The organism is Serratia sp. BNK-33-b, assembly GCF_048684565.1.
Classification (GTDB): Bacteria; Pseudomonadota; Gammaproteobacteria; order Enterobacterales; family Enterobacteriaceae; genus Serratia; species Serratia marcescens.
Window position 1 is genome coordinate 2,599,928 of the sequence record NZ_JBLQTZ010000001.1, and the last position, 24,168, is coordinate 2,624,095.

The following is a 24,168-nucleotide window of genomic DNA, read 5'->3' on the forward strand; positions in this document are numbered from 1 at the left end:
GCGCCATGCGATAAAAAAAGCCCGGGGAGCTCCCCGGGCTTTTCATGTCATATAGACTGGCTGACGCTTACTGCCAATCCACCAGGCAGTAATGCTTTTTGCCGCGACGCAACAGCGTGTAGCGGCCGAACAGACGGTCTGAATCGCTGAAGCGGTATTCGGCATCGGACTGCTTCTCGCCGTTGATGGTCACCGCGTTGGAGCCGATCATGGTGCGCGCCTGGCCGCGTGACGGCACCAGTTCGGCATTCACCAGCGCCTGCTGCAGATCGGCGTCGCGCTCAAGTTTGATGGTCGGCATGCCGTCCTGCGCCAGTTGGGCGAAGTCCGCTTCGGTCATGTCGTGCAGCGCACCGGAGAACAGACTCTGGGTGATGCGCTTGGCGGCCGCCAGGCCTTCCGCACCGTGCACCATGCCGGTCACTTCTTCCGCCAGCACGTACTGGGCGCGTGGCGCCTTACCGCTGTTCTTGTCTTCTTCTTCCAGCGCGTTGATGTCTTCCAGGCTCATGAAGGTGAAGAACTTCAGGAAGCGGTAGACGTCGGCGTCGGCGGTGTTGATCCAGAACTGGTAGAACTTGTACGGACTGGTTTTTTCCGGCGCCAGCCAGACCGCGCCGCCCTCGGTTTTACCGAACTTGGTGCCGTCGGCTTTGGTGATCAACGGCACGGTCAGGCCGAACACCTGCTTCTGGTGCTGACGGCGCGTCAGATCGATACCCGAGGTGATGTTGCCCCACTGATCGGAACCGCCGATCTGCAGTTCCACCTGGTGGCGGTTATACAGCTCGGAGAAATCGTAGCCCTGCAGCAGGTTATACGAGAACTCAGTGAAGGAGATGCCGGAGTCGTCGCGATTCAGACGCTGCTTGACCGCTTCCTTGTTGATCATCTGGTTGACGGAGAAGTGCTTGCCGATGTCACGCAGGAAGGTCAGCACGTTCATGCCGCCGAACCAGTCGTAGTTGTTGGCCGCGATAGCGCTGTTGTCGCCGCAGTCGAAGTCGAGGAACGGGGAAACCTGTTTGCGGATCTTCTCGACCCACTCGTTCACCGTATCGGTGGTGTTCAGCTTGCGCTCCGCCGCTTTGAAGCTCGGATCGCCGATGAGGCCAGTGGCGCCGCCCACCAACGCTACCGGCTTGTGGCCGGCCAGTTGGAAGCGCTTCAGGCACAACAGAGGAACCAGATGGCCCAAATGCAAGCTGTCAGCGGTCGGATCGAAACCGCAATACAGTGCAATTGGCCCTTGCGCCAGTCGCTCCGCTAACGCTTCCTCATCCGTAACCTGGGCAACGAGGCCCCGCTCTTGCAGTTGTTTAATCAAGTTGCTGCTTGCCATCAATGACTCCATGTATAAACGAATGCACCTTTGCCGGTACACGGCCTTTCGCCCAGTGGCGAAATAAAAATTCAGGGTAGCGCATAGAATAAAGCGCCGGCGGCATCAGCACCAGCGCTTAGAGAGGATTTTCCGCCTTCAGGGTGCCAGTCGGTCAATTTTCCAGTCATTCCCGTCCCGCTGATACAGGAAACGGTCATGCAGACGATGGGCGCCGCCTTGCCAGAACTCGACAGAGTCAAATTTCACGCGGAATCCGCCCCAGAAACTCGGCAACGGCACCTCGCCCTGCTGGAACTTCTGCTTCAGCTCGAGGAATTTGCTTTCCAGCACGCCGCGCGCGGAAATGCGCGACGATTGTTGCGAGACCCAGGCGCCGATCTGGCTGTCCTTCGGCCGGCTGTTGAAATACTTCAGCACCTCGAGCGTCGACAGACGCTCCGCCTGGCCGAGGAAAATCACCTGGCGATCGAGCATGTGCCAGGGGAACAGCAGGCTGATATGCGGGTTGTGCGCCAGCTGTTGCGCCTTGCGGCTGCCGAGGTTGGTGTAGAACACCAGCCCCTGCTCATCGAAATGCTTCAGCAGCACGATGCGTTGATAAGGCTGGCCGTGTTCGTCGACGGTCGCGACGCACATGGCGGTGGGATCCGCCAGGCGCGCGTCGCAGGCCTGTTTCAACCAACGCTCGAACAGTTCGAGCGGGCTGGCGGTCAGATCGTTGCGGCGCAGGCCGCCCCGGGTGTATTCACGGCGCAGGTCCGCAACATCAAACTCATTCTTTTCAATCATCTGGGTTATCGACCAACTGAAAAAATCCGTCGTTACATTCTGCGCCTGCGGCGTCAGGAACTCAATCGCTCCGACGCCGCCGTCAACCCTCACTCCGTCAACACGCAGTCGCTCATGACTACCTTGCCGTTGCGCTCAAGATAGGCGTTACGGTCTTTCGACCAAAAAGTGTATTTACCGTCGCTGTATTTGGCGCCGGTCAGCGCCAGCACCTGCTTAAGATGCAGCTGCTCGCCATCCATCAGCAGGCTGACTTCACTCGCCTTGCCGTCGAGCGCCACCGTCAGCGGCGTAGTGCCACACTGATAGTGCATCGTCTGGCTGCTCTGCGGCAGGATGTAACTGCAGCCGGACAGCGCCAGCGCGCCGGCGACGAAAAAGACTTTTTTCATGCTGTTGCTCCTTAGAAAAATCCTCACAGGCTATCCTAACAGAGCTAACGGCCCCCCAATGGCAAAACCGGATAAATCCCACCCAGCACCGTTTCACGGCTGGCGCCGGTTACCGAAGGCAGATTGCCGGCCTGGCCGGACAGCGTACGGAAGGCCAGCCAGGCAAAGGCCAACGCCTCCATGTCGTCACCGCTGACGCCGAAATCGTCGGTCAGCCCAACTTCCGTGCCCGGCAGCAGCGCCGACAAACGCGCCATCAGCAGCGTGTTGCGCGCCCCGCCGCCGCACACCAACAGACGCTCGCACCCGCCGGCCAGCTGCACCTGTTCGCTGATGCTGACGGCGGTCAGTTCCGTGAGCGTGGCCTGTACGTCGACCGGCGCAATCGCCGGCAATCCGGCCAGCTGCCGTTCCAGCCAAGCGATATTGAAATACTCGCGGCCGGTGCTTTTCGGCGCCGGCTGCGCGAAGTACGGATCCGCCAGCATCTGCTGCAACAACGGCAAGCAGACCCGCCCCTGCATCGCCCAGCCGCCGTCCTGATCATAAGGCTGCGCGCGGTGGCGCCACACCCAGGCGTCCATCAGCATGTTGCCCGGCCCGGTATCGAAACCGCGCACCGCCGTACCGGGCAATAGCAGAGAAAGGTTGGCGATGCCGCCGACGTTTAGCACCATGCGCCGCTCGACGGGATGCCCAAGCAGCGCCTGATGAAATGCCGGCACCAGCGGGGCGCCCTGCCCACCGTACGCCATGTCACGCCGGCGGAAATCGCCGACGGTGGTGATATTGGTCAGCGCGGCGATGCGGTTGTTATCGCCGAGCTGCATCGAGAAACGCGCGTCGCCTTCCGGCTCGTGCCACACCGTCTGGCCGTGGCAACCGATGGCGGTGACCTGCTCCGCGTCGATGCCGGTTTGCTTCAGCAGGCCGAGCACCGCCTCGCCGAACAGCGAGCCCAACTGCGCGTCCAGCCGGCCGACGGCGGCCAACGTAGTTTGCTGCCCCTGGCACATCCCCAGGATCTCTTTTTTCAACGCCATCGGCATCGGATGGCTATAGCTGGCCTGCTGCGCCACCATGCGATCGTCGATCGCGGCCAATACCACATCGATTCCGTCCAGACTGGTGCCGGACATGACGCCTATATAGCGGCCTGACTTCATAGCAACATCCTCTAACCCGCGCGGTAAGCAAAATTTATCCTGACAAATAAACCAGAATTGCCGGATTAACGCCATGAATTATGATGCTTTTTTTACGCACCGTGAGCCAGATGCCCCCTGGCGCCGCTGTGGCACGGGCTATGTGTTAAACCGTGCCATAACAGGCGACGGAATGTCGCCAAGGCTGTCATAAAGGTAAACCGCGGTTTATTATTGGTTGAACAGAGAAAAGTTAAGCTGCATGCAGCGATGAAGCATGGCGGTGTGTCAACTTTCAGCCATACTTTGTCTATCATTTTCACTGAATCTTGCCTGGTGAGCATTGCCAGGCTATGGACTACTACCATCAGGAGTTTTATATGATCAAGCGTCTTCTCGTCGTCGCCGTCGCCGCCGTTACGCTGGCCGGCTGTGCCAATGAATCCATGTCCGGCGATGTCTACTCGTCCTCGCAGGCCAAGCAGGTACAGACCGTCACCTACGGGACGCTGGTTTCCGTGCGTCCGGTTAAAATTCAGGGCGGCGAAGGCTCCAACGCCATGGGGATGATCGGCGGCGCGGTGATTGGCGGGCTGTTGGGCAACACCGTTGGCGGCGGCACCGGTCGTACGCTGGCTACCGCGGCGGGCGCTATTGCCGGCGGCGCGGCAGGTAACGGCATCGGTGAAGTGGCCGGTCGTACCTCCGGCTACGAGCTGGAAATCAAGACCGACCAGAAAGAGAACATCGTGGTGGTACAGAAAGCGGGCGACAGCAAGTTCAGCCCTGGCCAGCGTGTGCGCATGGCGCGCATGGGCGACACCATCACCGTTTCCCCGCTGTAAGTCAGTCGGCGACAAACGGCAAACCGGAGGCAATCGCCTCCGGTTTTATTTCTGATGCTGTGAAACTGTAATCGTAGAAAATAAGAATATTATTATTTGTTCTGCAGTTCGGTGATATTTTGTTCTAACTTGCCAATCAGCCCTACCAACAGATGCACTTCGTCGGCGGTAATGCCGCTTAAAATCTCACTGCGTGTAGACGTGATCACGCTGTCCACTTCCCTGATGATCGGATCGGCCGCCTCGGTCAGCTTGATGCGCTTCGCGCGGCGATCGTTGGCACAGGTGTGACGCGTGATCAGCCCCTTCTCCTCCAATTGGTCCAGCGTGCGAACCAGTGACGGTTGCTCGATACCGATCGCCTTGGCCAACTGGATTTGCGACTGCTCCGGCGGCAAACGATTGATATTGTGCAAAGTGACCCAGTGCGTTTGGGTCAGCTCCAACGGCTTGAGCCGATGATCGATGAGCGCGCGCCAAACACGAACTAATCGTGCTAAATCTGAACCTAATGTTGACTCCACTTCCCCCTCCTTATAATTAGCATGCTAACATTACCTCCCAGAGTTTAGACTATTTTGGGTAACTCACATTAAAAACACAAATGTATATAATGTATATTGTGGAAATAGCCACTATTTTTAGCCGTTATTGTTTAATCGTTATGCAAATATTCAACATATTCACCCTTAGGGATTGTTAATGTGAATACATCATGGTTACACACCTCATCCCCCTTACCCGATTTGGTCCTGGGGGCATCGCTTTATTTTCCGCCTATATTTAAAGCTTTTTTACTAGGACTGGTCTTATGGCTGCTGATTCATCAACTGCTGAGAGACTGGATGTATTCCGGTGAAATCTGGCATCCCATGTTGATGGACCTGTCCATTTTCGTTCTGACCGTCAGCGGTTCCTTATGGATTTTAGCGAGTTGGTAACCCATGCAGCATAAAACATTAAAATACTTCTCTACGGTGATCGTCTGCGCCATTGCCGTCTGCGCCGGTTGGTGGCTCTGGAATTATTATATGCAATCCCCATGGACCCGTGATGGAAAAGTGCGCGCCGAACTCGTCAATATCACCCCTGAAGTCTCTGGAAGATTAGAGAAAATAAGCGCGAATGACAATCAGTTCGTACCTGCGGGAAGTCTGATTTTTACCCTCGACCCGGTGCCCTACCAGATTGCGCTGGACAATGCCGAGGCCGCGGTGGCAAAAGCGCAATCCGATCTGGCCAAAGCGGACCACGAGGCTGCCCGCCGCCGCGGTTTACCGCGTAACGTTATTTCCGCTGAAGACTTGGACGAGTCCAATTTAGCCGCTCAGGCAATGAAGGCCGCCTATAAAGCCGCGCTGGCCAACCTGGAACAGGCCAAATGGAATTTGAGCAAAACCAAAATTTATGCACCAACCGACGGTTATATCACCAACCTGCAGGCACGCGTCGGAAACTACGCCAACGCCGGCACGCCCCTGGTGGCGTTGGTGGATGTGCATTCGTTTTATGTGCTCGGATATTTCGAAGAAACCAAGCTGAAGCATATAAAAGAAGGCAATAAAGCGGACATCGTTTTATATAACGGCAACACGCCGCTGCAGGGGGAAGTAGAGAGCATCGGGCGCGCCATTTACGATCAGAGCGTCGACAGCAGCAACGATCTATTAATGGACGTTAAGCCTAATGTGCCTTGGGTGCGTTTGGCCCAGCGCGTGCCGGTGCGGATAAAATTGCTCAACGTGCCCGCCGATTTGACGCTGGTCGCCGGCACCACCTGCACCATCTCGATTCATCAGCGGAACTAAAGTGTGAATCTGCCTTTTCTGGAGTGGAGCCGGACCCCCTGGGGTAAGGCGACCGGCGGACAATGGCGCTATGCCCTGCGCAACTCGCTGGCGATGTGTCTGGCGCTGTGGGTGGCGTTCGTGCTCGAACTCGACGAACCCTATTGGGCACTCACCTCCGCCGCGGTGGTGAGCTTCCCCACCATCGGCGGCGTGATCAGCAAAAGCATCGGCCGCATCTTCGGCAGCCTGGTGGGCGCCGCCGCGTCGGTGGCGATCGCCGGCCACTGCCTGAACGATCCCTGGCTGTTTACGCTGTTCATCGCCGCCTGGATCGGGCTGTGCACCTACGTCTCGAATCATTACCAAAACAACGTCTCTTACGCCTTCGCGCTGGCGGGCTATACCGCCGCCATCATCGCCTTCGGCACGGTCAACGTCACCGACACCCAGCAGATCTTCGACATCGCTCAGGCGCGCGTTTGCGAAGTGATCACCGGCATTCTGTGCGGCGGGTTGATGATGATGATCCTGCCCAGCACCTCCGACGGCGAAGCCCTGCTGACCTCGCTGCGGCGCATGCAGCTGCGGCTGCTGGAGCACGCCGCCATGCTGTGGCAGCCGGAGGTCACCGCGCAGATGCGCACCTCGCACGAAGGGGTCATCGGCCAGATCCTGACCATGAACCTGCTGCGCATTCAGGCATTCTGGAGCCACTACCGGCTGCGGCGGCAAAATAACCTGCTCAACTATCTGCTGCATCAACAGCTGCGCATTACCAGCGTCATCTCCAGCCTGCGCCGCATGCTGCTGAACTGGCCGGATCGCCCCGCCAATCTGATGCCGGTGCTGACGCAACTGCTGGACGAACTGCGCGATCCCGCCACCGATAAATATCGCTTGGCGCGCCTGCTCCAGCAGATCGCGCCGCACGATCCCGCGGACTATCGCCATCGCGCCTTCTGGCTGCGGTTACGCGATTTCTGTTGGCTCTACCTGCGCTGCAACCGCTGGCTGCGGCGGTTGGAAAGCGCCACGGCGGTCAGCGATCTCCAGCCGCCGCGCGTCACCCCACTGGCGCGCCATACCGACAGCTACGAAGCCGCCTATAACGGCCTGCGCACCTTTTTATGCATCGTGATCGGCTGCGCCTACTGGATCAACACGCAATGGGACGCCGGCAGCGCGGCGCTGACGCTCACCGCCATCAGCTGCGTGCTCTACTCTTCCACGCCTTCGCCGATCAACAGCGTCAGCACCTTGCTCAAGGCGGTGCTGCTGCTCTCGGTCGCCTGCTTCGTGGTGAAATTCGGTTTGATGATCCAGATTGACGATTTCTGGGTGTTTTGCGCCTTCCTGTTCCCGATCCTGGTGACCATGCAGATGCTCAAGCTGCAGAACCCGCCTTATGCCGCGCTTTGGGGGCAGCTGATCGTCTTTATGGGCTCGTTTCTGACCGTCAGCAATCCGCCGAGCTATGACTACCAGTCCTTTATCAATGACAACATCGCTAAAATCGTCGGTGTATTGCTGGCCGGGTTGGCGTTTCAGATCCTGCGCCCCAGCTCGGACAAACGCAAAAGCCGCCGCATTATCCGCGCGCTGCGGCGCGATTTTATCGATCAGTTGAGCAAACGGCCGCAGCAGAGCGAAAGTCAGTTCGAATCGCTGATCTACCATCGCATCAGCCAACTCAATCAAAGTCAGGATCAGGAAGCGCGCACCTGGCTGCTGCGTTGGGGCGTGGTGCTGCTCAACTGCAGCCATATCGTCTGGCAGCTGCGCGACTGGCAGACCCGTTCCGATCCACTGTCGGCGGTGCGCAACGTCTGTATCCACTGCCTGCGCGGCATCATGACGGAGAAAGGCGTGCAGCACAGTTCGCTGGACGCCACGCTGCAGGAACTGCTGCGCATGAGCAACGCGTTGGCGCATCACCCGGAACAGGCGGCGCGCGATCTGGCCGGCCTGATCTGGCGGCTTTACTGCTCACTGCAGCAGCTGCAACAGGCGATGAGCCAGCCCGCCGCCGCACCGGCCGTTAGCGGCGGGTGATCACTTGATCACGCCGCAGGCGAAGCGTTCGCCGCCGCCACCGAGCGGCTGTGGATGATCCGAATGGTTATCGCCGCCGGCGTGCACCATCAGCGCCTTGCCCTCAATTTCGCTGATTTTTTTCAGCCGCGGCGCCAACACCGGGTAATTCGCCATGCCGTCGGCGGTCACATAGATGGCCGGCAAATCACCCAGGTGCCCGTCGGCGTACGGCCCGAGGTGTTTCCCGGTCTTTTGCGGGTCGAAATGTCCGCCGGCCGCCAGCGCCGCCACCGCTTTGCCGTCCTTCATGCCCGGCTCGCAGCTGCCTTTTTCATGCACGTGGAAACCGTGTACTCCGGCCGGCAACGCTTTCAGGCTCGGCGTGAACAGTAAGCCGTACGGCGTTTCGCTGATGACCACGTTGCCGATGTCCTGACCGATACCCTGCCCGGTCACCAGATGCATCTCGACGTCGGTTGCCGCCGCCTGAGCCGCGCCACACGCCATCAGGCCGAGCGCCGCATACCAATAACGTTTCATCAATCAGTCTCCTTAATGACTATATCGAGCTATCAGTATAGGAGAGCCTGCGCCGGCACTGTTAACCAACGCACAATCTCGCCAATTTGATTCGCAGACCTAATATTTGGCACTAATAATAATTCTACCGATGTTGGTCCTCCGACCAGCTGTCGTTCGGCTAACGTTGTTTCCCTGTTTCCACCGCCGGCGCATGAGAGTTCGCTTCCAGGCCAGGCGGCATACTTCATAAGGAACTGATATGGGCATCTTTAGCTATAAGGATCTGGACGAAAACGCGTCGAAGGCGCTGTTTTCCGACGCCTTGGCCATCTCTACCTACGCTTACCACAATATCGATAACGGCTTCGATGAAGGCTATCACCAGACCGGTTTCGGGCTGGGTCTGCCGCTGACGCTGGTCACTGCGCTCATCGGCAGCACCCAGTCGCAGGGCGGCCTGCCGGGCCTCCCCTGGAATCCCGACTCCGAACAGGCCGCGCAGGAGGCGGTAAACAATGCCGGCTGGTCGGTGATCAGCGCCGAGCAGCTCGGTTACGCCGGCAAAACCGATGCGCGCGGCACCTACTACGGCGAGACCGCCGGTTACACCACCGCACAGGCCGAGGTGCTGGGCAAATATGACAGCGAAGGCAATCTCACCGCCATTGGCATCTCATTTCGCGGCACCAGCGGCCCGCGCGAGTCGTTGATCGGCGATACCATCGGCGATGTGATTAACGATCTGCTGGCCGGGTTCGGGCCGAAAGGCTACGCCGACGGCTACACGCTGAAGGCCTTCGGCAACTTGCTGGGCGACGTGGCGAAATTCGCGCAGGCCCACGGGCTGAGCGGCGAGGACGTGGTGGTCAGCGGCCACAGCCTCGGCGGGCTGGCGGTCAACAGCATGGCGGCGCAGAGCGACGCCAGCTGGAGCGGCTTCTACGCGCAGTCCAACTATGTCGCCTTCGCCTCGCCGACCCAGTACGAAACCGGCGGCAAGGTGCTCAACATCGGCTACGAGAACGACCCGGTGTTCCGCGCGCTCGACGGCACCACGCTGACCGGGGCATCGTTGGGCGTTCACGATGCGCCCCATACCTCCGCCACCAACAATATCGTCAACTTCAACGATCACTACGCCTCGGACGCCTGGAACCTGCTGCCGTTTTCCATTCTCAACATTCCGACCTGGCTGTCGCACCTGCCGTTCTTCTATCAGGACGGCCTGATGCGGGTGCTGAACTCCGAGTTTTACTCGCTGACCGACAAAGACTCGACCATCATCGTCTCCAACCTGTCGAACGTCACGCGCGGCAATACCTGGGTGGAAGACCTGAACCGCAACGCGGAAACGCACAGCGGGCCGACGTTTATCATCGGCAGCGACGGCAATGATTTGATCAAGGGCGGCAAAGGCAACGACTATCTCGAGGGCCGCGACGGCAACGATATCTTCCGCGACGCCGGCGGCTATAACCTGATCGCCGGCGGCAAAGGCCACAATATCTTCGATACCCAGCAGGCGTTGAAAAATACCGAGGTCGCCTACGACGGCAACACGCTTTACCTGCGCGATGCCAAGGGCGGCATTACGCTGGCGGACGACATCAGCACCCTGCGCAGCAAAGAAACCTCCTGGCTTATCTTCAACAAAGAAGTGGATCATCAGGTAACCGCCGCCGGATTGAAATCGGACTCAGGCCTCAAAGCCTATGCCGCCGCCGCCACCGGCGGTGACGGCGATGACGTCCTGCAGGCTCGCAGCCACGACGCCTGGCTGTTCGGCAACGCCGGCAACGACACGCTGATCGGCCACGCCGGCGGCAACCTGACCTTCGTCGGCGGCAGCGGCGATGACATTCTGAAGGGCGTCGGCAACGGCAACACCTTCCTGTTCAGCGGCGATTTCGGCCGCGATCAGCTGTATGGCTTCAACGCCAGCGATAAACTGGTGTTTATCGGCACCGAAGGCGCCAGCGGCAATATCCGCGATTACGCCACGCAGCAAAACGACGATCTGGTGCTGGCCTTCGGCCACAGCCAGGTCACGCTGATCGGCGTCTCGCTCGATCACTTCAGCACCGATCAGGTGGTGTTGGCCTAAGCATCGGCATAAAAAAAGCCGGGCGCTTTCGCCGCCCGGCTTTCCTCTTTCTGCCCGCCTTAAGGCACGTCATACCCCAGCGCCGCCTTGCGAATGCGGAACCACTGCTGGCGGCTCAGCACCAGTTTCTGCGCCTTGAGCGCCGAACGCACCCGCTCAATCTTGCCGGAGCCGATGATTGGCAACGGTGACGACGGCAGGCGCATCACCCAGGCGTACACCACCTGCTCGATGGTCTCCGCGCCGATCTCTTGCGCCACCCGCTGCAGCTCGTCGCGCAGCGGCTGAAACTCGGCGTCGTTGAACAGGCGCCCGCCGCCCAGGCAGGACCAGGCCATCGGCTTGATGCGCAGTTGCTGGCACTGGTCAAGCGTGCCGTCGAGAATGGCCGGTTGGTGAATCGGCGAGATCTCCACCTGGTTGGTCGCCAGCGTGAACGGCAGACGCGACTGCAGCAGTTGGAACTGCGCGGGCGTAAAGTTGGAGACGCCGAAATGGCGCACCTTGCCGCTTTTGTGCAACGCAACGAAGGCTTCGGCTACGTCGTCAGCGTCCATCAACGGATCCGGGCGGTGGATCAGCAGCAGATCGAGGTAATCGGTATGCAGATGGCGCAGCGACTGTTCCGCGCTCTGCACGATATGATCGCGGTCGGTGATGTAGTGGCCGATCGGGTTGCCGGGCTTGGCGGTGGTGGCGATGCCGCACTTGGTCACCAATTCCAGCGACTGACGCAACGCCGGCTTCAGGCGCAGCGCGTCGCCGAACGCCTGTTCGCAGGCATAGCCGCCGTAGATATCGGCGTGATCGGCGGTGGTGACGCCCAGTTCGACATGCTGTTCGATGAACGTCAGCAGCTGCTGCGGCGACATGCCCCACTCCATCAACCGCCAGTAACCGCAAATCATGCGGGAAAATTCAGGCCCCTGCGGCGCGAGACGAATACGTTCTACCATTGCGAAAACCTCATGACATTAGTTGTCAGCCAGCATACACAAGCCGGTGAGGCACAGGGAAGCGGTAAGCCACACGAACGTGCGGCAGATCAGGAAAGGTTAAAACAGCGACGGTTGCTCCGGCAGCGGCTCGTCGGGCGCTTTATTGGCGCGCTGCAGCCGCAGGAAGCGTTGACGGCACAGGCGCAGCACCTCGCGCTTTTGCGCATCGCTCATGTTCATCCAGCCGAAACGCTCCTCGCGGCTGCGCAGGCAGCCACGGCAGAATCCACGATCGTCGGCCTGGCAAATGCCGCGACACGGACTGGGGATGTCGAAAAACTCAAGCTGCTGCGCCACGAGGCTCCTCCTGCGTTCTCTTGCTAATTGAAGACGCCATCGCCGCCGCTGGCAAGTCCCTTTTCGCCATTGCGGCGAAAATAGTCGCGCAAATAGCGCAGCGCCTGGCGGCTTTTTTCCGGCACATTGCGTTCGAGCGTCAGCGCGTGCAGCCGGAGCGCCGCCGGCCGCCACTCCGGCAACAGCAGCAACAGCTCGCCGCGCTGCAGTTCGTCGCCAATTTCATACAGCGGCTGAGCGGAAATGCCCAGCCCGGCGCGGGTAAAGGCGCGCATCACGTTCATGCTCTCGCTGACGATCTGTCCTTCCGCCAGCCGCAGCTTGACCTGCTGGCCGGACTGGTGCAGCAAATCCAGATGCGCCCCGCTGTAGCCGCTGGAAATCCAACGGTGCTGTACCAAATCCTGCGGTTTTTCCGGCACCCCATGCTGGCTGAGGTAGCGCGGTGCGGCGCACAGCACCATCGGCCACGCCGTCAGCGGATGCGCGATCATATTGGCGTCCGCCAGCTGCCGGTTGGCCCGCAGCGCAATGTCGACCCGTTGTTCTATCATATCGACGATGCGATCGTCCGCCAGCACGCGCAGCGTGAGCTTGGGATGCGCCTGCAACAGCGGCGACAGCGCCTCCGCCAACGAGCGGCCGCCGATGCCGACCGGGGTGGCGATGCGCAGCTCACCCACCAGCGTATCCCGCAGCTCAGCCAACCGCTGCTCCGCCTGCAGCGCCTGTTGCAGCATCGCCTCGCAGCCGGGATAGAACGCCGCTCCCGCCTCGGTCAGCGCCAGACGGCGGGTGGAACGATGCAGCAACGGCACCCCAAGCGCCTTCTCCAGCGAGCGCATGTGCTGGCTGACCGCCGACGGCGTCATGCCCAGACGCCGCGCCGCACCGGCCAGCGAGCCCTCCGCCACCACGGTGGCGAATACCGCCATTCGATTGAGTTTATCCACGATTATGAAGTTTTACTTAATCAAGAAAGCATGAATATGGCACTAATCACGGCTATTGTTAAGGACTAGAGTAGAAACCACGCGGCAGGCACATCGGCCTGCCTCACGATACTGAACCTATCCCCGAAGGAGCATACAGATGAAAGTAGCCATTATTGGAGCAACCGGTTTTGTTGGCCGCCGCGTGGTGGATGAAGCGCTGGCTCGCGGTATTCAGGTGACGGCAATCGCGCGCCAGAAAAAAGATTTGCCGGAGCACGCCAATCTGACCGTCGCACTGGGCGACGTCGCCGACACCGCCTGGCTGGCGGGACAATTGCGCGGCCAGGACGCGGTGATCAGCGCCTACAACCCAGGCTGGGGCGAAGACAACCTGTATGAGAAAACCACCCGCGGCGCCCAGCAGATCCTCACCGCGGTCGAGCAGGCCGGCGTCAAACGCCTGTTGGTGGTCGGCGGAGCCGGCAGCCTGGAAGTGGCGCCGGGCGTTGAACTGGTGGATACGCCGCAGTTCCCGGAAAATATCCGCCCCGGCGCGCAGGCGGTGCGCGATCTGCGCAACAAACTGCGTAACGAGTCGGCACTCGACTGGACCTATCTTTCGCCGGCCGCCCTGCTGGAGCCGGGCAAACGCACTGGCCAGTTCCGCCTCGGCACCACGCAACTGCTGATGAACGGCGAAGCGCCGGCCAGCATTTCGGTGGAAGATCTGGCAGTCGCTATCGTTGATGAGATTGAAAAACCTCAGTTTATTCGCGCGCAATTCACCGCCGCCTACTAAACTGCCCTGCCGCCAGGCCGCTCGGCCTGGCGGTTTTCACGTATTCTCCGTCGCCAGTATTCTGAATTTCTAAGGTTTTCTTAAGTTTCATCCGGTAGATTTCACGACATTATCTACTTTCAGGATCCCGACATTGGCAATGTGGTTACGTCAACGCTTACAGTGCAACAGCCTCGGTTTTACCCTCGCCGCCGCCCTGTTCTTCACTCTGTTTCAAAACGCGTTATTCCTGCATCGCGCCTGGTCGTATATCACCTTCGATAGCGTCCACAGCGTGATTTTCGCGGCCAGTATGCCGGTGGTGATCTTTTGCGCGCTGAATATTATCTTCAGCGTGTTGACCGTGCCCTACCTGCGTAAGCCGTTGATCATCTTTTTCTTGCTCGGCAGCGCCGCAGCCAACTATTTCATGTTCAGCTATGGTGTGGTGATCGATGGCAACATGATGCAAAACGCCTTCGAAACCAACCCCCAGGAGGCGACCGCGCTGCTGACGCCGCGCATGGGATTGTGGCTGGCGCTGCTCGGCATTCTGCCGGCGGTTGCGGTCTGCTTCACCCAAATTCGCCAGACTCGCCCCTGGTGGTACATGGTCGGGCTGCGCGCCGCCAACGTCATGCTGTCGTTGGTGGTGATCCTGATCGTCGCCGCGCTGTTCTACAAAGACTACGCTTCGCTGATCCGCAACAATAAAAGCGTGGTGAAGATGTTGACGCCTTCCAACTTCGTGGCCGGCACCATCAAGTTTACCGAACAGCGTTACTTCACCCGCAATCTGCCGCTGGTCAAGATCGGCGAAGATGCGCGTAAAGGGCCGCTGATCGCCAGGCAGACCAAGAAAACGCTGGTGATCCTGGTCGTGGGCGAAACCGCCCGCGCCGAAAACTTCTCCCTCGGCGGTTACGGGCGCGAAACCAACCCGCGCCTGAAGCAGGACGACGTGGTCTACTTCAAGAACGCCAGTTCCTGCGGCACCGAAACGGCGATCTCCGTGCCCTGCATGTTCTCCAACATGCCACGCAAGGAGTATGACGCGACTCAGGCGACGCACCAGGAAGGCATGCTCGACGTGCTGGCGCATGCCGGCGTCAATGTGCTGTGGCGCGATAACGACGGCGGTTGCAAAGGCGCCTGCGACCGGGTGCCGCACATCGACATGACCAAGCTGAAACTGCCGCAGGACTGTGACGGCGAGGTTTGCATGGACAACGTGCTGCTGTACAAGCTGAACGACTACATCAATAGCCTGAAAGACGATGGTGTGATCGTGCTGCACCAGATGGGCAGCCACGGCCCGGCTTACTATCGCCGCAGCACGCCAGAGTTCCAGGCGTTTTCACCGACCTGCAACAGTAATCAGATCCAGGATTGCAGCCATGAACAGTTGGTGAACACCTACGACAACTCAATCCTGTATACCGACGCGATGCTCGATGCCACCATCAAGCTGCTGCGGCAGTATGACGATCGGTTCAATACCGCGCTGGTCTATTTATCCGATCACGGCGAATCGCTGGGGGAGAACGGCATGTATCTGCACGGCACGCCTTATGTCTTCGCGCCGAGCCAACAAACGCACGTGCCTTTCCTGATGTGGATGTCGGCCGACTATCAGCGCAATTTCGACATCGATCGCCAGTGTCTGAATACGTTGGCGGAAAAGGACGAGGTTTCACAGGACAACCTGTTCCACACCCTGTTGGGCATGCTGAACGTACAGACCCGCGAATATCAATCCCAGTTGGATATCCTGCAGCGTTGCCGCAACGCGGCGTAGCGCTTAACTTCCGCGTGCCGCTGGGGCACAATGTCTTGCAGACAAACCGGCGTTTTGTGCGCCGGTTTTTTTATTCCCATTGACCTAGACCAATCGGTCTATTATGCTCGGCGCCATGATGACCAAATCAACGCATTGCAACGTGGATACACGTGAACATCTGCTCGCCACCGGCGAAACCCTCAGCCTGCGCCTCGGCTTTACCGGCATGGGGCTGAGCGAACTGCTGGCCACCGCGGGCGTGCCGAAAGGCTCGTTCTACCACTATTTTCGCTCGAAGGAAGCCTTCGGCGAAGCGATGCTGCAGCGCTATTTCGCGCATTATGATGCAGAAATGCAGGCGCTGTTTGCCGACAGACGCGGCGATGCCCGCCACCAGCTGCTCGGCTATTACGCCCAGGCTATCAGCTACCACTGCCGCAGCGAATGCCACAACGCCTGCCTGGCGGTGAAACTTTCCGCCGAGGTGAGCGATCTGTCGGAACCGATGCGCCATGCGCTGGAAACGGGCACCGCTCGCGTGATCGGCCATCTGCAGGAGGCCATCGAGCGCGGTATCGCCGAGGGCTCGCTGTCGGTGGCCATGAGCCCGGCGGCGACTGCAGAAACGCTGTATTCACTGTGGCTCGGTGCCTCGCTGCGCGCCAAGATCCGTCATTCGCTGGCGCCGTTAACCAGTGCGCTGGAAAGCATCGAGTTGCTGCTGCGCCCGCCGCAACGGTGACGACAACCGTCATTTTTCGTGAAAAATGCAGTTCGTGTTTTTTTATCGCCCATTACTAGACGACCGGTCTATTAAATACAGGATGCACTATGAAGACTGAAAAATTGCTCTCTCCGCTGAAGGTTGGCGCCGTCACCCTGCCCAACCGCGTGTTTATGGCTCCGCTGACGCGTCTGCGCAGCATCGAACCGGGCGATATTCCTACGCCACTGATGGCGGAATACTATGCGCAGCGCGCCGGCGCCGGCCTGATCGTGACCGAAGCGACGCAGATCTCCTTCCAGGCGAAAGGCTACGCCGGCGCGCCGGGCCTGCATACCCCGGAACAGATCGCCGCGTGGAAACACATCACGCAGGCGGTACACGACAAAAACGGCCACATCGCCGTACAGCTGTGGCATGTAGGCCGCATCTCCCACGCCAGCCTGCAGCCGGGCGGACAAGCGCCGGTCGCGCCTTCGGCAATCAACGCCGAAACCCGCACCACCGTGCGAGATGAAACCGGCGCCTGGGTGCGCGTACCGACCTCCACACCGCGCGCGCTGGAAACCAGCGAGATCCCGGGCATCATCAACGATTTCCGCCAAGCAACCGCTAACGCGCGCGAAGCCGGCTTCGACTTCATCGAGCTGCATGCTGCCCACGGCTATCTGCTGCACCAGTTCATGTCACCGGCTTCCAACCAACGCACCGATCAATACGGCGGCAGCATCGAGAATCGCACCCGCCTGACGTTGGAAGTGGTCGACGCCACCATCGCCGAATGGGGTTCCGAACACATCGGTATCCGCATCTCGCCGCTGGGGCCGTTCAACGGGCTGGACAACGGCGAAGATCAGGAAGAAGCGGCGCTGTATCTGGTGGAAGAGCTGAATAAGCGCAACATCGCTTACCTGCACATCTCCGAACCGGACTGGGCCGGCGGCAAACCGTATTCCGACGCCTTCCGCGACTCGGTGCGCGCCCACTTTAAAGGGGTGATCGTCGGCGCCGGCGCCTACACCGCTGAAAAAGCCGAAGCGTTGATCGAAAAAGGTTTTATCGACGCGGTGGCCTTCGGCCGCAGCTACATCGCCAACCCGGATCTGGTAGAGCGTTTCCGTCAGCACGCCCCGCTGAACGAACCTAAGCCGGAAACCTTCTACGGCGGCGGCGCCGAAGGCTATACCGACTATCCGTTTCTGGCGAAGTAACCCGTCCTGACTCCAACGGCCACGCAATCGCATGGCCGTTTTTTATGCATCGCGCGCAAACGCAAAAAGGCCCGCACGAGGCGGGCCGGTGTTCCCTAGTGTTGATCTTTATTGCCGTTCGATTTTTACACGATCGCCGCTGGAATAGATAATTGATTGTGCAGATCAATTACTCTGTATCGATCGGTACGCTCGATCAATATTTAGACACCCGCGACGCGAGACCATGAAGTGACATTGTCACCAACTCGTTACGTTGAATTCCCTTGCGGGACAAGGCTATACTCGCTTGTGCTTCAATCCACCCGCCGTCTGCCACGGCACAGTCAATTCAGAGGAATTATGCGCTTACTCCATACCATGATCCGCGTCGGTGACCTGCAACGCGCCATCGACTTCTACACCAAGGTATTAGGCATGCGCCTGCTGCGCACCAGCGAAAACCCGGAGTACAAATACTCCCTGGCTTTCGTCGGCTATACGGAAGAGAGCGAAGGCTCGGTTATCGAACTGACCTATAACTGGGGCACCGACAGCTACGACATGGGCACCGCCTTCGGCCACCTGGCGCTGGGCGTGGACGACGTTGCCGCCACCTGCGACAGCATCCGTCGCGCAGGCGGCAAAGTCACCCGCGAAGCCGGCCCGGTGAAAGGCGGCACCACGGTCATCGCCTTCGTCGAAGATCCGGACGGCTACAAAATTGAGCTGATCGAAAACAAACACGCCGGTCAGGGCCTCGGCCACTAAGCCTCCCCTTCAGGGCGCGCTGGCGCCCTGCTGATTCTCCGCGCGATAGCGCCTGCAACCGGGCGCAAAATTTGCCATAATGCGCGCTGCATTCGATGAAGATAAGAAACTGATGGCCGAGAAAAGTGATCTTAACGCCCTGAGTGGTCGTTTTCGTGGGTTTTATCCCGTAGTAATAGATGTTGAAACCGCCGGCTTCAACGCCAATACCGATGCGTTGCTGGAGATCGCCGCCGTCACGCTGAAAATGGATGAGGACGGCTGGCTGCAGCGGGACGAAACCCTGCACTTCCACGTGGAGCCTTTCGAGGGCGCCAACCTGCAGCCGGAAGCGCTGGCGTTTAACGGCATCGATCCGCACAATCCGCTGCGCGGCGCGGTCAGCGAATACGACGCGCTGCACGCCATTTTCAAAGCGGTGCGCAAAGGGCTCAAGGATCGCGGGTGCAACCGGGCCATTATCGTGGCGCACAACGCCAACTTCGATCACAGCTTCCTGATGGCCGCGGCCGAACGTGCCGGCCTGAAGCGCAACCCGTTCCATCCGTTCGCCACCTTCGACACCGCCGCGCTGAGCGGCCTGGTGCTGGGCCAAACGGTGTTGGCGAAAGCCTGTATCGCGGCCGGTATGCCGTTCGACAGCAGCCAGGCGCACTCTGCGCTGTACGACACCGAGCAAACCGCCCTGCTGTTTTGCGAGCTGGTTAACCGCTGGAAACGTCTCGGCGGCTGGCCGCTGCCTGCCGGCGATCTCGCCGAATAAAATCAACAAAAAAGGCGGCCCAGTTTGCACTGGCGCCGCCCGTTACGCGATAATCGCAAGCCCGTCGATTAAGACTGCTGGTCTTCTTGCGCTTTATACTTTTCTGCCGTTTCTTTGATCAGCTGCTGCAGTTCGCCGCGCTGATACATCTCGATGATGATATCGCAACCGCCAACCAGCTCACCATCTACCCACAGCTGCGGGAACGTCGGCCAGTTGGCGTATTTTGGCAGCTCGGCGCGGATGTCCGGGTTCTGCAAAATGTCCACGTAGGCGAAACGCTCGCCGCAGGCGGACAGCGCTTGCACAGCCTGCGCGGAAAAGCCGCAGCTCGGCAGCTTTGGCGAACCTTTCATGTACAGCAGAATCGGGTTTTCAGCGATCTGGTGCTGAATTTTTTCAAGTGTCGTCGTCATTTATTGCTTCCTCAAGCCACATTTCATGGCTACAACATGCATCACGCGGGCTATTGTAGCGGCTGGAACAGTCGCAAGAAAACGCCATCTTTTGCAAGGATATTCGCCCGCCGCCGATCGCGTTTCACCGGCCACGTCATTCCGGTCAAAACATACGTTGAGAATAACATTTTTAATCCGACCATTTCACTAATATATTGCGCCGCGATGACGGCGCGGCTTAATTATATCCGCCACCGTCGCCTGGCGCTTTTTTATACATCAACAGGCTGATTTTAAACCAAAAAAAATGTCATTAACGTTTTCTCACAATATGGATTATTATTTATGAGTTCTTCGCTGTTTTATATGGCGAAGTTCGGGAATACTGTAACTCTTTCGATATCCGTTTCGGGGCCAAGGTTGGTGACGTCGACATGCGTTTAATTCTTACGCTCTTTGCGCTGCTGTTTACGCAGCTCTTCTTCAATTTGGCGCACGCTGCGCCACAGGCGCGCGTTGCCGCCGAGCAGCGTAAAAGCCATGCTAATGAAGCGCGGCCCGATGACCGCAGAAAAAAGAAAGCGGATAAAGCCGCCAAAAAAGCCAAAGTGACGGCCCCCGAGAAAAAAACCAGGACCGCCAAGGTCAAAAGCGAGAAAAGCGCGAAAAAGATCGTCAGCGCCAAACCCAAGGCCAAAGCGCAGAAAATCGCCAAAATTAAAGTCACCCCGCCGAAAAAGGGCTATAAAAAAGGCTATGGCCGCCACCGCGACGCCGGTATGGCTACCGCCAAGCTGGCGCGTGATGAAAAACCGTTGAAACTCAGCCCGGCGCACAAAAAGCGTTACCAGCACGCCAAGCAGACCGCGATGGCCAAGCTGATGGATCAGATGGGCAAACCTTACCGCTGGGGCGGCAGCTCGCCGCGCACCGGCTTCGACTGCAGCGGACTTATCTATTACGCCTATAAAGACGTGGTGAAAATCAAGATGCCGCGCACCGCCAACGAAATGTATCACCTGCGAGACGCGGCGCCGATCAAGAAAAGCGAACTGGAAAGCGGCGATTTGGTGTTCTTCCGCATCAACAACCGCGGCGTGGCGGATCATGTCGGCGTTTATCTCGGCAACGGCAAATTCATCCAGTCGCCGCGCACCGGCGAAGAGATCCGCATCAGCCAGCTCGACAACGACTATTGGCAGAACCACTACATCGGCGCACGCCGCGTAGTGACGCCGAAAACCATCCGTTAATTCCCTGTTCTGCGCGGTTGCGGCCCCGGTCGCAACCGCCTGCTCAAGCTATCGCCCATCGCACTCTCCCACGCGCATTTCTCGCTTTTCCTCCTGTTTTTTATGATGAAAATTGTTAAGATTGAATGACCACAATAAAAAACGGCCCATCTGGCTCCCGCCTCGGCGGGAAAAAAGTGGCGCTGTAAAGGAGGAAGCAATGTCGTTTGAATTACCTGCATTACCGTATGAGAAAAACGCGCTCGAGCCGCACATCTCCGCCGAGACCCTGGAATACCACTACGGCAAACACCACAATACCTACGTAGTTAACCTGAACAACCTGGTGAAAGGCAGCGAGTTCGAGGGCAAATCGCTCGAGGAGATCATCAAGACCTCCAACGGCGGCGTGTTCAACAACGCCGCGCAGGTGTGGAACCACACCTTCTACTGGCACTGCCTGTCGCCACAGGGCGGCGGTGAACCGCAGGGCGAACTGGCGGCCGCGATCGTCAAATCCTTCGGCTCTTTCGCTGCGTTCAAAGAACAGTTCACCGATGCCGCCGTGAAAAACTTCGGCGCCGGCTGGACCTGGCTGGTGAAAAAACCGGACGGCGCGCTGGCGATCGTCAACACCTCCAACGCGGCAACTCCGCTGACCGGTGAAGATAAACCGCTGCTGACCGTTGACGTGTGGGAACACGCGTATTACATCGATTACCGCAATGCGCGTCCAAAATACCTGGAAAACTTCTGGGCGTTGGTCAACTGGACATTTGCGGCGGAAAACCTGGCGTAAGCGCAGGCCTTGCCTAAGTGATGAGGCGCAGCTTGGCTGCGCCTTTTTTAAAACTGGCGGGAAATCAGTTCAACGCGGCGACAAAGCTGAAAGCGATGATCATCGCCAACGCGCCGACGGTAGTGAACAGAGACATCTTCAGATCGGTATCCATGACAACTCCTTTAAAATGGGCTTTCCTAAGGATAAAAGGCGCACAATTAGTACGTCAAATCATTTTCCCACAGTTCGCCGATAAAATCTTGTTATCATTTCCCGGTTTATAATCTCGATTACCTCTTCCACTTTTGTTCAATATGCGACAAAATTCGCAGTTCACAACTGCGTACCGGCATCCATGCCCCTCCTGATTAAGCGCTGAAGACTTCAACACACTAAAAACTCAGTTTTCGCTTCTCTGGAGAAGGATCTACGTAGGCAAACGATTAACATCACACTTACATGCTGTAAACATGTGAGTTCAGGAGTCATTCCTTACATGGCAACGATTAAAGATGTGGCCAAACGCGCGGGCGTTTCCACCACCACCGTTTCGCACGTCATCAATAAGACTCGTTTCGTCGCCGAAGAGACCAAAGCGGCCGTGTGGGCCGCCATCAAAGAGCTGCACTACTCGCCGAGCGCCGTGGCGCGCAGCCTGAAAGTCAATCACACCAAGTCGATCGGCCTGCTGGCCACCTCGAGCGAAGCGCCCTATTTTGCCGAAGTGATCGAGGCGGTGGAAAATAGCTGCTACAGCAAAGGTTACACCCTGATCCTGTGCAACTCGCACAACAATCTGGACAAGCAGCGCGCCTACCTGGCGATGCTGGCGCAAAAGCGCGTCGACGGCCTGCTGGTCATGTGTTCCGAATACCCGGATCAACTGCTGGGCATGCTGGAGGACTACCGTAATATCCCGATGGTGGTGATGGACTGGGGCGCCGCGCGCGGCGACTTCACCGACACCATCATCGATAACGCGTTCGAAGGCGGCTATCTGGCCGGCCGTTACCTGATCGAGCGCGGCCACCGCGATATCGGCGCCATCCCGGGCCAGCTGTCGCGCAACACCGGCGGCGGCCGTCATCAGGGCTTTATGAAGGCGCTGCAGGAAGCGCATATCGACATTCGCGAAGAGTGGATCGTCCAGGGTGACTTCGAGCCGGAGTCCGGCTACAAGGCGATGCACCAAATCCTGTCGCAAAAACAGCGGCCGACCGCGGTATTTTGCGGCGGCGACATCATGGCGATGGGCGCCATCTGCGCCGCTGACGAGCTGGGGCTGCGAGTGCCGCAGGATATTTCCGTGATCGGCTATGACAACGTGCGCAACGCCCGCTACTTCACTCCGGCGCTGACCACCATTCACCAGCCGAAAGAACGCCTGGGAGAAATGGCCTTCACCATGCTGCTGGATCGCATCATCAGCAAGCGCGAAGAATCGCAGGTGATCGAAGTGCATCCGAAGCTGGTCGAACGCCGTTCGGTCGCCGATGGTCCGTTCATCGACTACCGCCGCTGATCATCTTCCCTGCCGGAGGCCTGCGCGGCTTCCGGTGCAGCCTCACTCAGCCACTCCTGATTCAGCGTCTCGCCATCGCCCAAATACGCCAGCAGCCAGCTCATCGCCGGTGACGGTTTATCCTGTTGCCAGGTCAGGCAGCAGGGGCTGGCGGGAAACGGCTGCTGCAACTGCAACGCCTTCAGCTCACCGCGCTGCACCAGCGGCAGCGCCAGATGCGCCGGCATCATGCCGACGCACAGCCCGGCGCACAGACAGTCGAGCGCCGATGTCCAGTCCGGCACCACCAGCCGCCGCTGGTTATCCAGCGTCCAGGTGACGCGCTTGGGCAGATTGCGCGAGGTGTCTTCCAGACAAAGCGCAGGGTACGGCCTCAACCGATCGTCATTTAACGGCCCTGCCAGCTGCGCCAGCGGATGCTGTGGGCTGACTACGCACAGCCAGTTCATGTAGCCCATATCGCGGAAGGCAAAGCCGCCACCGACCGGCACCGCGCGCGTGGCGCCGATCGCCATGTCCACCCTGCCGTCCACCAACGCATCCCAAACGCCGTTGAACACTTCGGGTTGCAGCATCAGTTCAACATCGGGGAAATGGCGGTAGAAATCCAGCACTAGCTGGCGGCTGCGCTGGGGTTTGACGATGATGTCGACTGCGATATTCAGCTGGCCGCGCCAGCCGTTGGCCACCTGCTGACAGTGGCGGCGGGTGTCGAGCATTTTTTTGATAACAACTCGCGCATCCTTGATAAACAGCGCGCCGGCCGGCGTCAACTCCACATCACGGTGACGCCGCTCAAACAGCGGCACCGCCAGCCATTGTTCCAGTTGCCGCACGGTATAGCTCACCGCCGACGGCACCCGGTGCAGCTCCTGCGCCGCCGCGCTGAAACTGCCAGTACGCGCCACCGCGTCAACAACTTCAAGAGAATATTCAGACCACATCGCTTTGCCTTCAATTTTTTTAACAGCACTTTGCAAATATTACCGTTTCACAAGCAGAGATCCAGCCGGATACACTGGCCGGCGCTAAA

The 24,168-nt window shown here is 58.9% G+C and carries 26 protein-coding genes; 14 read left to right on the forward strand and 12 right to left on the reverse strand.

Annotated elements, in window-relative coordinates; all coding sequences use genetic code 11:
* Positions 1–67: 67 nt before the first annotated feature.
* From tyrS to anmK, 4 genes are all read right to left on the reverse strand, one after another.
* A complete protein-coding gene (gene tyrS, locus ACMGGK_RS12330; protein ID WP_049300531.1) occupies positions 68–1,342 on the reverse strand; it encodes a tyrosine--tRNA ligase in 1,275 nt (424 codons plus the stop codon).
* Positions 1,343–1,480: 138 nt separating this feature from the next.
* Complete coding sequence (gene pdxH, locus ACMGGK_RS12335; protein ID WP_028128179.1) at positions 1,481–2,134, reverse strand: pyridoxamine 5'-phosphate oxidase; 654 nt, start codon at positions 2,132–2,134, stop codon at positions 1,481–1,483.
* 89 nt (positions 2,135–2,223) lie between these two features.
* Positions 2,224–2,526 carry an MliC family protein gene (locus tag ACMGGK_RS12340; protein WP_016927910.1) on the reverse strand — a complete coding sequence of 101 codons (303 nt, stop codon included), beginning with the start codon at positions 2,524–2,526 and terminating at the stop codon, positions 2,224–2,226.
* Between the two features lie 44 nt (positions 2,527–2,570).
* On the reverse strand, positions 2,571–3,692 hold the full coding sequence (gene anmK / locus ACMGGK_RS12345; RefSeq protein WP_016927911.1) for an anhydro-N-acetylmuramic acid kinase: 1,122 nt from the start codon (positions 3,690–3,692) through the stop codon (positions 2,571–2,573).
* Between the two features lie 359 nt (positions 3,693–4,051).
* Between anmK and ACMGGK_RS12350 the strand changes: the two genes are divergently transcribed.
* Positions 4,052–4,516 carry a glycine zipper 2TM domain-containing protein gene (locus ACMGGK_RS12350; protein WP_420278076.1) on the forward strand — a complete coding sequence of 155 codons (465 nt, stop codon included), beginning with the start codon at positions 4,052–4,054 and terminating at the stop codon, positions 4,514–4,516.
* 92 nt (positions 4,517–4,608) lie between these two features.
* Here the strand turns inward: ACMGGK_RS12350 and slyA are convergent, their stop codons facing one another.
* Positions 4,609–5,040: a transcriptional regulator SlyA gene (slyA, locus tag ACMGGK_RS12355; protein ID WP_004931301.1), complete on the reverse strand. Its 432-nt coding sequence runs from the start codon at positions 5,038–5,040 to the stop codon at positions 4,609–4,611.
* Between the two features lie 180 nt (positions 5,041–5,220).
* On the opposite strand from slyA, the gene ACMGGK_RS12360 reads away from it, so the two are divergent.
* The 3 genes from ACMGGK_RS12360 to ACMGGK_RS12370 are packed head-to-tail and all read left to right on the forward strand — an operon-like array spanning position 5,221 to position 8,358.
* The gene (locus ACMGGK_RS12360) at positions 5,221–5,457 is read left to right on the forward strand and encodes a DUF1656 domain-containing protein (RefSeq protein WP_004931303.1); all 237 of its coding nucleotides are present in this window, start codon (positions 5,221–5,223) and stop codon (positions 5,455–5,457) included.
* Between the two features lie 3 nt (positions 5,458–5,460).
* Complete coding sequence (locus ACMGGK_RS12365; RefSeq protein ID WP_004931305.1) at positions 5,461–6,324, forward strand: HlyD family secretion protein; 864 nt, start codon at positions 5,461–5,463, stop codon at positions 6,322–6,324.
* A gap of 3 nt (positions 6,325–6,327) precedes the next feature.
* The gene (locus ACMGGK_RS12370; protein WP_049300533.1) at positions 6,328–8,358 is read left to right on the forward strand and encodes an FUSC family protein; all 2,031 of its coding nucleotides are present in this window, start codon (positions 6,328–6,330) and stop codon (positions 8,356–8,358) included.
* On the opposite strand, the gene sodC is transcribed toward ACMGGK_RS12370, so the two are convergent.
* Positions 8,359–8,880 (reverse strand): superoxide dismutase family protein, encoded by a 522-nt coding sequence (sodC, locus tag ACMGGK_RS12375; protein ID WP_033640491.1) that lies wholly within the window; start codon positions 8,878–8,880, stop codon positions 8,359–8,361. It abuts the gene before it with no gap.
* Between the two features lie 241 nt (positions 8,881–9,121).
* On the opposite strand from sodC, the gene ACMGGK_RS12380 reads away from it, so the two are divergent.
* A complete protein-coding gene (locus ACMGGK_RS12380) occupies positions 9,122–10,966 on the forward strand; it encodes a polyurethanase (protein ID WP_049300536.1) in 1,845 nt (614 codons plus the stop codon).
* Positions 10,967–11,025: 59 nt separating this feature from the next.
* On the opposite strand, the gene ACMGGK_RS12385 is transcribed toward ACMGGK_RS12380, so the two are convergent.
* From ACMGGK_RS12385 to ACMGGK_RS12395, 3 genes are all read right to left on the reverse strand, one after another.
* The gene (locus tag ACMGGK_RS12385; protein ID WP_004931312.1) at positions 11,026–11,922 is read right to left on the reverse strand and encodes an aldo/keto reductase; all 897 of its coding nucleotides are present in this window, start codon (positions 11,920–11,922) and stop codon (positions 11,026–11,028) included.
* A 99-nt stretch (positions 11,923–12,021) separates the two neighbouring features.
* Positions 12,022–12,261: a DUF1289 domain-containing protein gene (locus ACMGGK_RS12390; protein ID WP_015377731.1), complete on the reverse strand. Its 240-nt coding sequence runs from the start codon at positions 12,259–12,261 to the stop codon at positions 12,022–12,024.
* 23 nt (positions 12,262–12,284) lie between these two features.
* Entirely contained in the window at positions 12,285–13,214 is a 930-nt protein-coding gene (locus ACMGGK_RS12395) for a LysR substrate-binding domain-containing protein (protein WP_187178368.1), read from the reverse strand.
* 139 nt (positions 13,215–13,353) lie between these two features.
* On the opposite strand from ACMGGK_RS12395, the gene ACMGGK_RS12400 reads away from it, so the two are divergent.
* The 6 genes from ACMGGK_RS12400 to rnt all read left to right on the forward strand — a co-directional run bounded on the left by ACMGGK_RS12400 (position 13,354) and on the right by rnt (position 19,202).
* On the forward strand, positions 13,354–13,995 hold the full coding sequence (locus ACMGGK_RS12400; protein ID WP_016927920.1) for an NAD(P)-dependent oxidoreductase: 642 nt from the start codon (positions 13,354–13,356) through the stop codon (positions 13,993–13,995).
* A 139-nt stretch (positions 13,996–14,134) separates the two neighbouring features.
* The gene (eptA, locus tag ACMGGK_RS12405; RefSeq protein ID WP_016927921.1) at positions 14,135–15,772 is read left to right on the forward strand and encodes a phosphoethanolamine transferase EptA; all 1,638 of its coding nucleotides are present in this window, start codon (positions 14,135–14,137) and stop codon (positions 15,770–15,772) included.
* 103 nt (positions 15,773–15,875) lie between these two features.
* Positions 15,876–16,496 carry a TetR/AcrR family transcriptional regulator gene (locus ACMGGK_RS12410; RefSeq protein ID WP_079449299.1) on the forward strand — a complete coding sequence of 207 codons (621 nt, stop codon included), beginning with the start codon at positions 15,876–15,878 and terminating at the stop codon, positions 16,494–16,496.
* Positions 16,497–16,585: 89 nt separating this feature from the next.
* A complete protein-coding gene (locus ACMGGK_RS12415; protein WP_016927923.1) occupies positions 16,586–17,689 on the forward strand; it encodes an alkene reductase in 1,104 nt (367 codons plus the stop codon).
* Between the two features lie 342 nt (positions 17,690–18,031).
* Complete coding sequence (gloA, locus tag ACMGGK_RS12420) at positions 18,032–18,439, forward strand: lactoylglutathione lyase (RefSeq protein ID WP_049300307.1); 408 nt, start codon at positions 18,032–18,034, stop codon at positions 18,437–18,439.
* Between the two features lie 79 nt (positions 18,440–18,518).
* Positions 18,519–19,202 (forward strand): ribonuclease T, encoded by a 684-nt coding sequence (gene rnt, locus ACMGGK_RS12425; protein WP_016927925.1) that lies wholly within the window; start codon positions 18,519–18,521, stop codon positions 19,200–19,202.
* Positions 19,203–19,270: 68 nt separating this feature from the next.
* Here rnt and ACMGGK_RS12430 read toward each other — a convergent pair whose 3' ends face one another.
* Entirely contained in the window at positions 19,271–19,618 is a 348-nt protein-coding gene (locus ACMGGK_RS12430) for a Grx4 family monothiol glutaredoxin (protein WP_004931329.1), read from the reverse strand.
* Between the two features lie 416 nt (positions 19,619–20,034).
* Between ACMGGK_RS12430 and ACMGGK_RS12435 the strand changes: the two genes are divergently transcribed.
* Together ACMGGK_RS12435 and sodB are read left to right on the forward strand one after the other, a co-directional pair.
* Positions 20,035–20,853, forward strand: coding sequence for a C40 family peptidase (locus tag ACMGGK_RS12435; RefSeq protein ID WP_049300308.1), 819 nt, complete (start codon positions 20,035–20,037; stop codon positions 20,851–20,853).
* Between the two features lie 199 nt (positions 20,854–21,052).
* Positions 21,053–21,631: a superoxide dismutase [Fe] gene (sodB, locus tag ACMGGK_RS12440; protein ID WP_004931333.1), complete on the forward strand. Its 579-nt coding sequence runs from the start codon at positions 21,053–21,055 to the stop codon at positions 21,629–21,631.
* Between the two features lie 64 nt (positions 21,632–21,695).
* On the opposite strand, the gene ACMGGK_RS12445 is transcribed toward sodB, so the two are convergent.
* Complete coding sequence (locus ACMGGK_RS12445; protein ID WP_004931335.1) at positions 21,696–21,785, reverse strand: YnhF family membrane protein; 90 nt, start codon at positions 21,783–21,785, stop codon at positions 21,696–21,698.
* 324 nt (positions 21,786–22,109) lie between these two features.
* On the opposite strand from ACMGGK_RS12445, the gene purR reads away from it, so the two are divergent.
* The gene (gene purR / locus ACMGGK_RS12450) at positions 22,110–23,135 is read left to right on the forward strand and encodes an HTH-type transcriptional repressor PurR (protein WP_004931336.1); all 1,026 of its coding nucleotides are present in this window, start codon (positions 22,110–22,112) and stop codon (positions 23,133–23,135) included.
* On the opposite strand, the gene punR is transcribed toward purR, so the two are convergent.
* Positions 23,123–24,079 (reverse strand): DNA-binding transcriptional activator PunR, encoded by a 957-nt coding sequence (gene punR / locus ACMGGK_RS12455; protein WP_151254779.1) that lies wholly within the window; start codon positions 24,077–24,079, stop codon positions 23,123–23,125. The genes purR and punR overlap by 13 nt on opposite strands.
* Positions 24,080–24,168 lie beyond the last annotated feature (89 nt).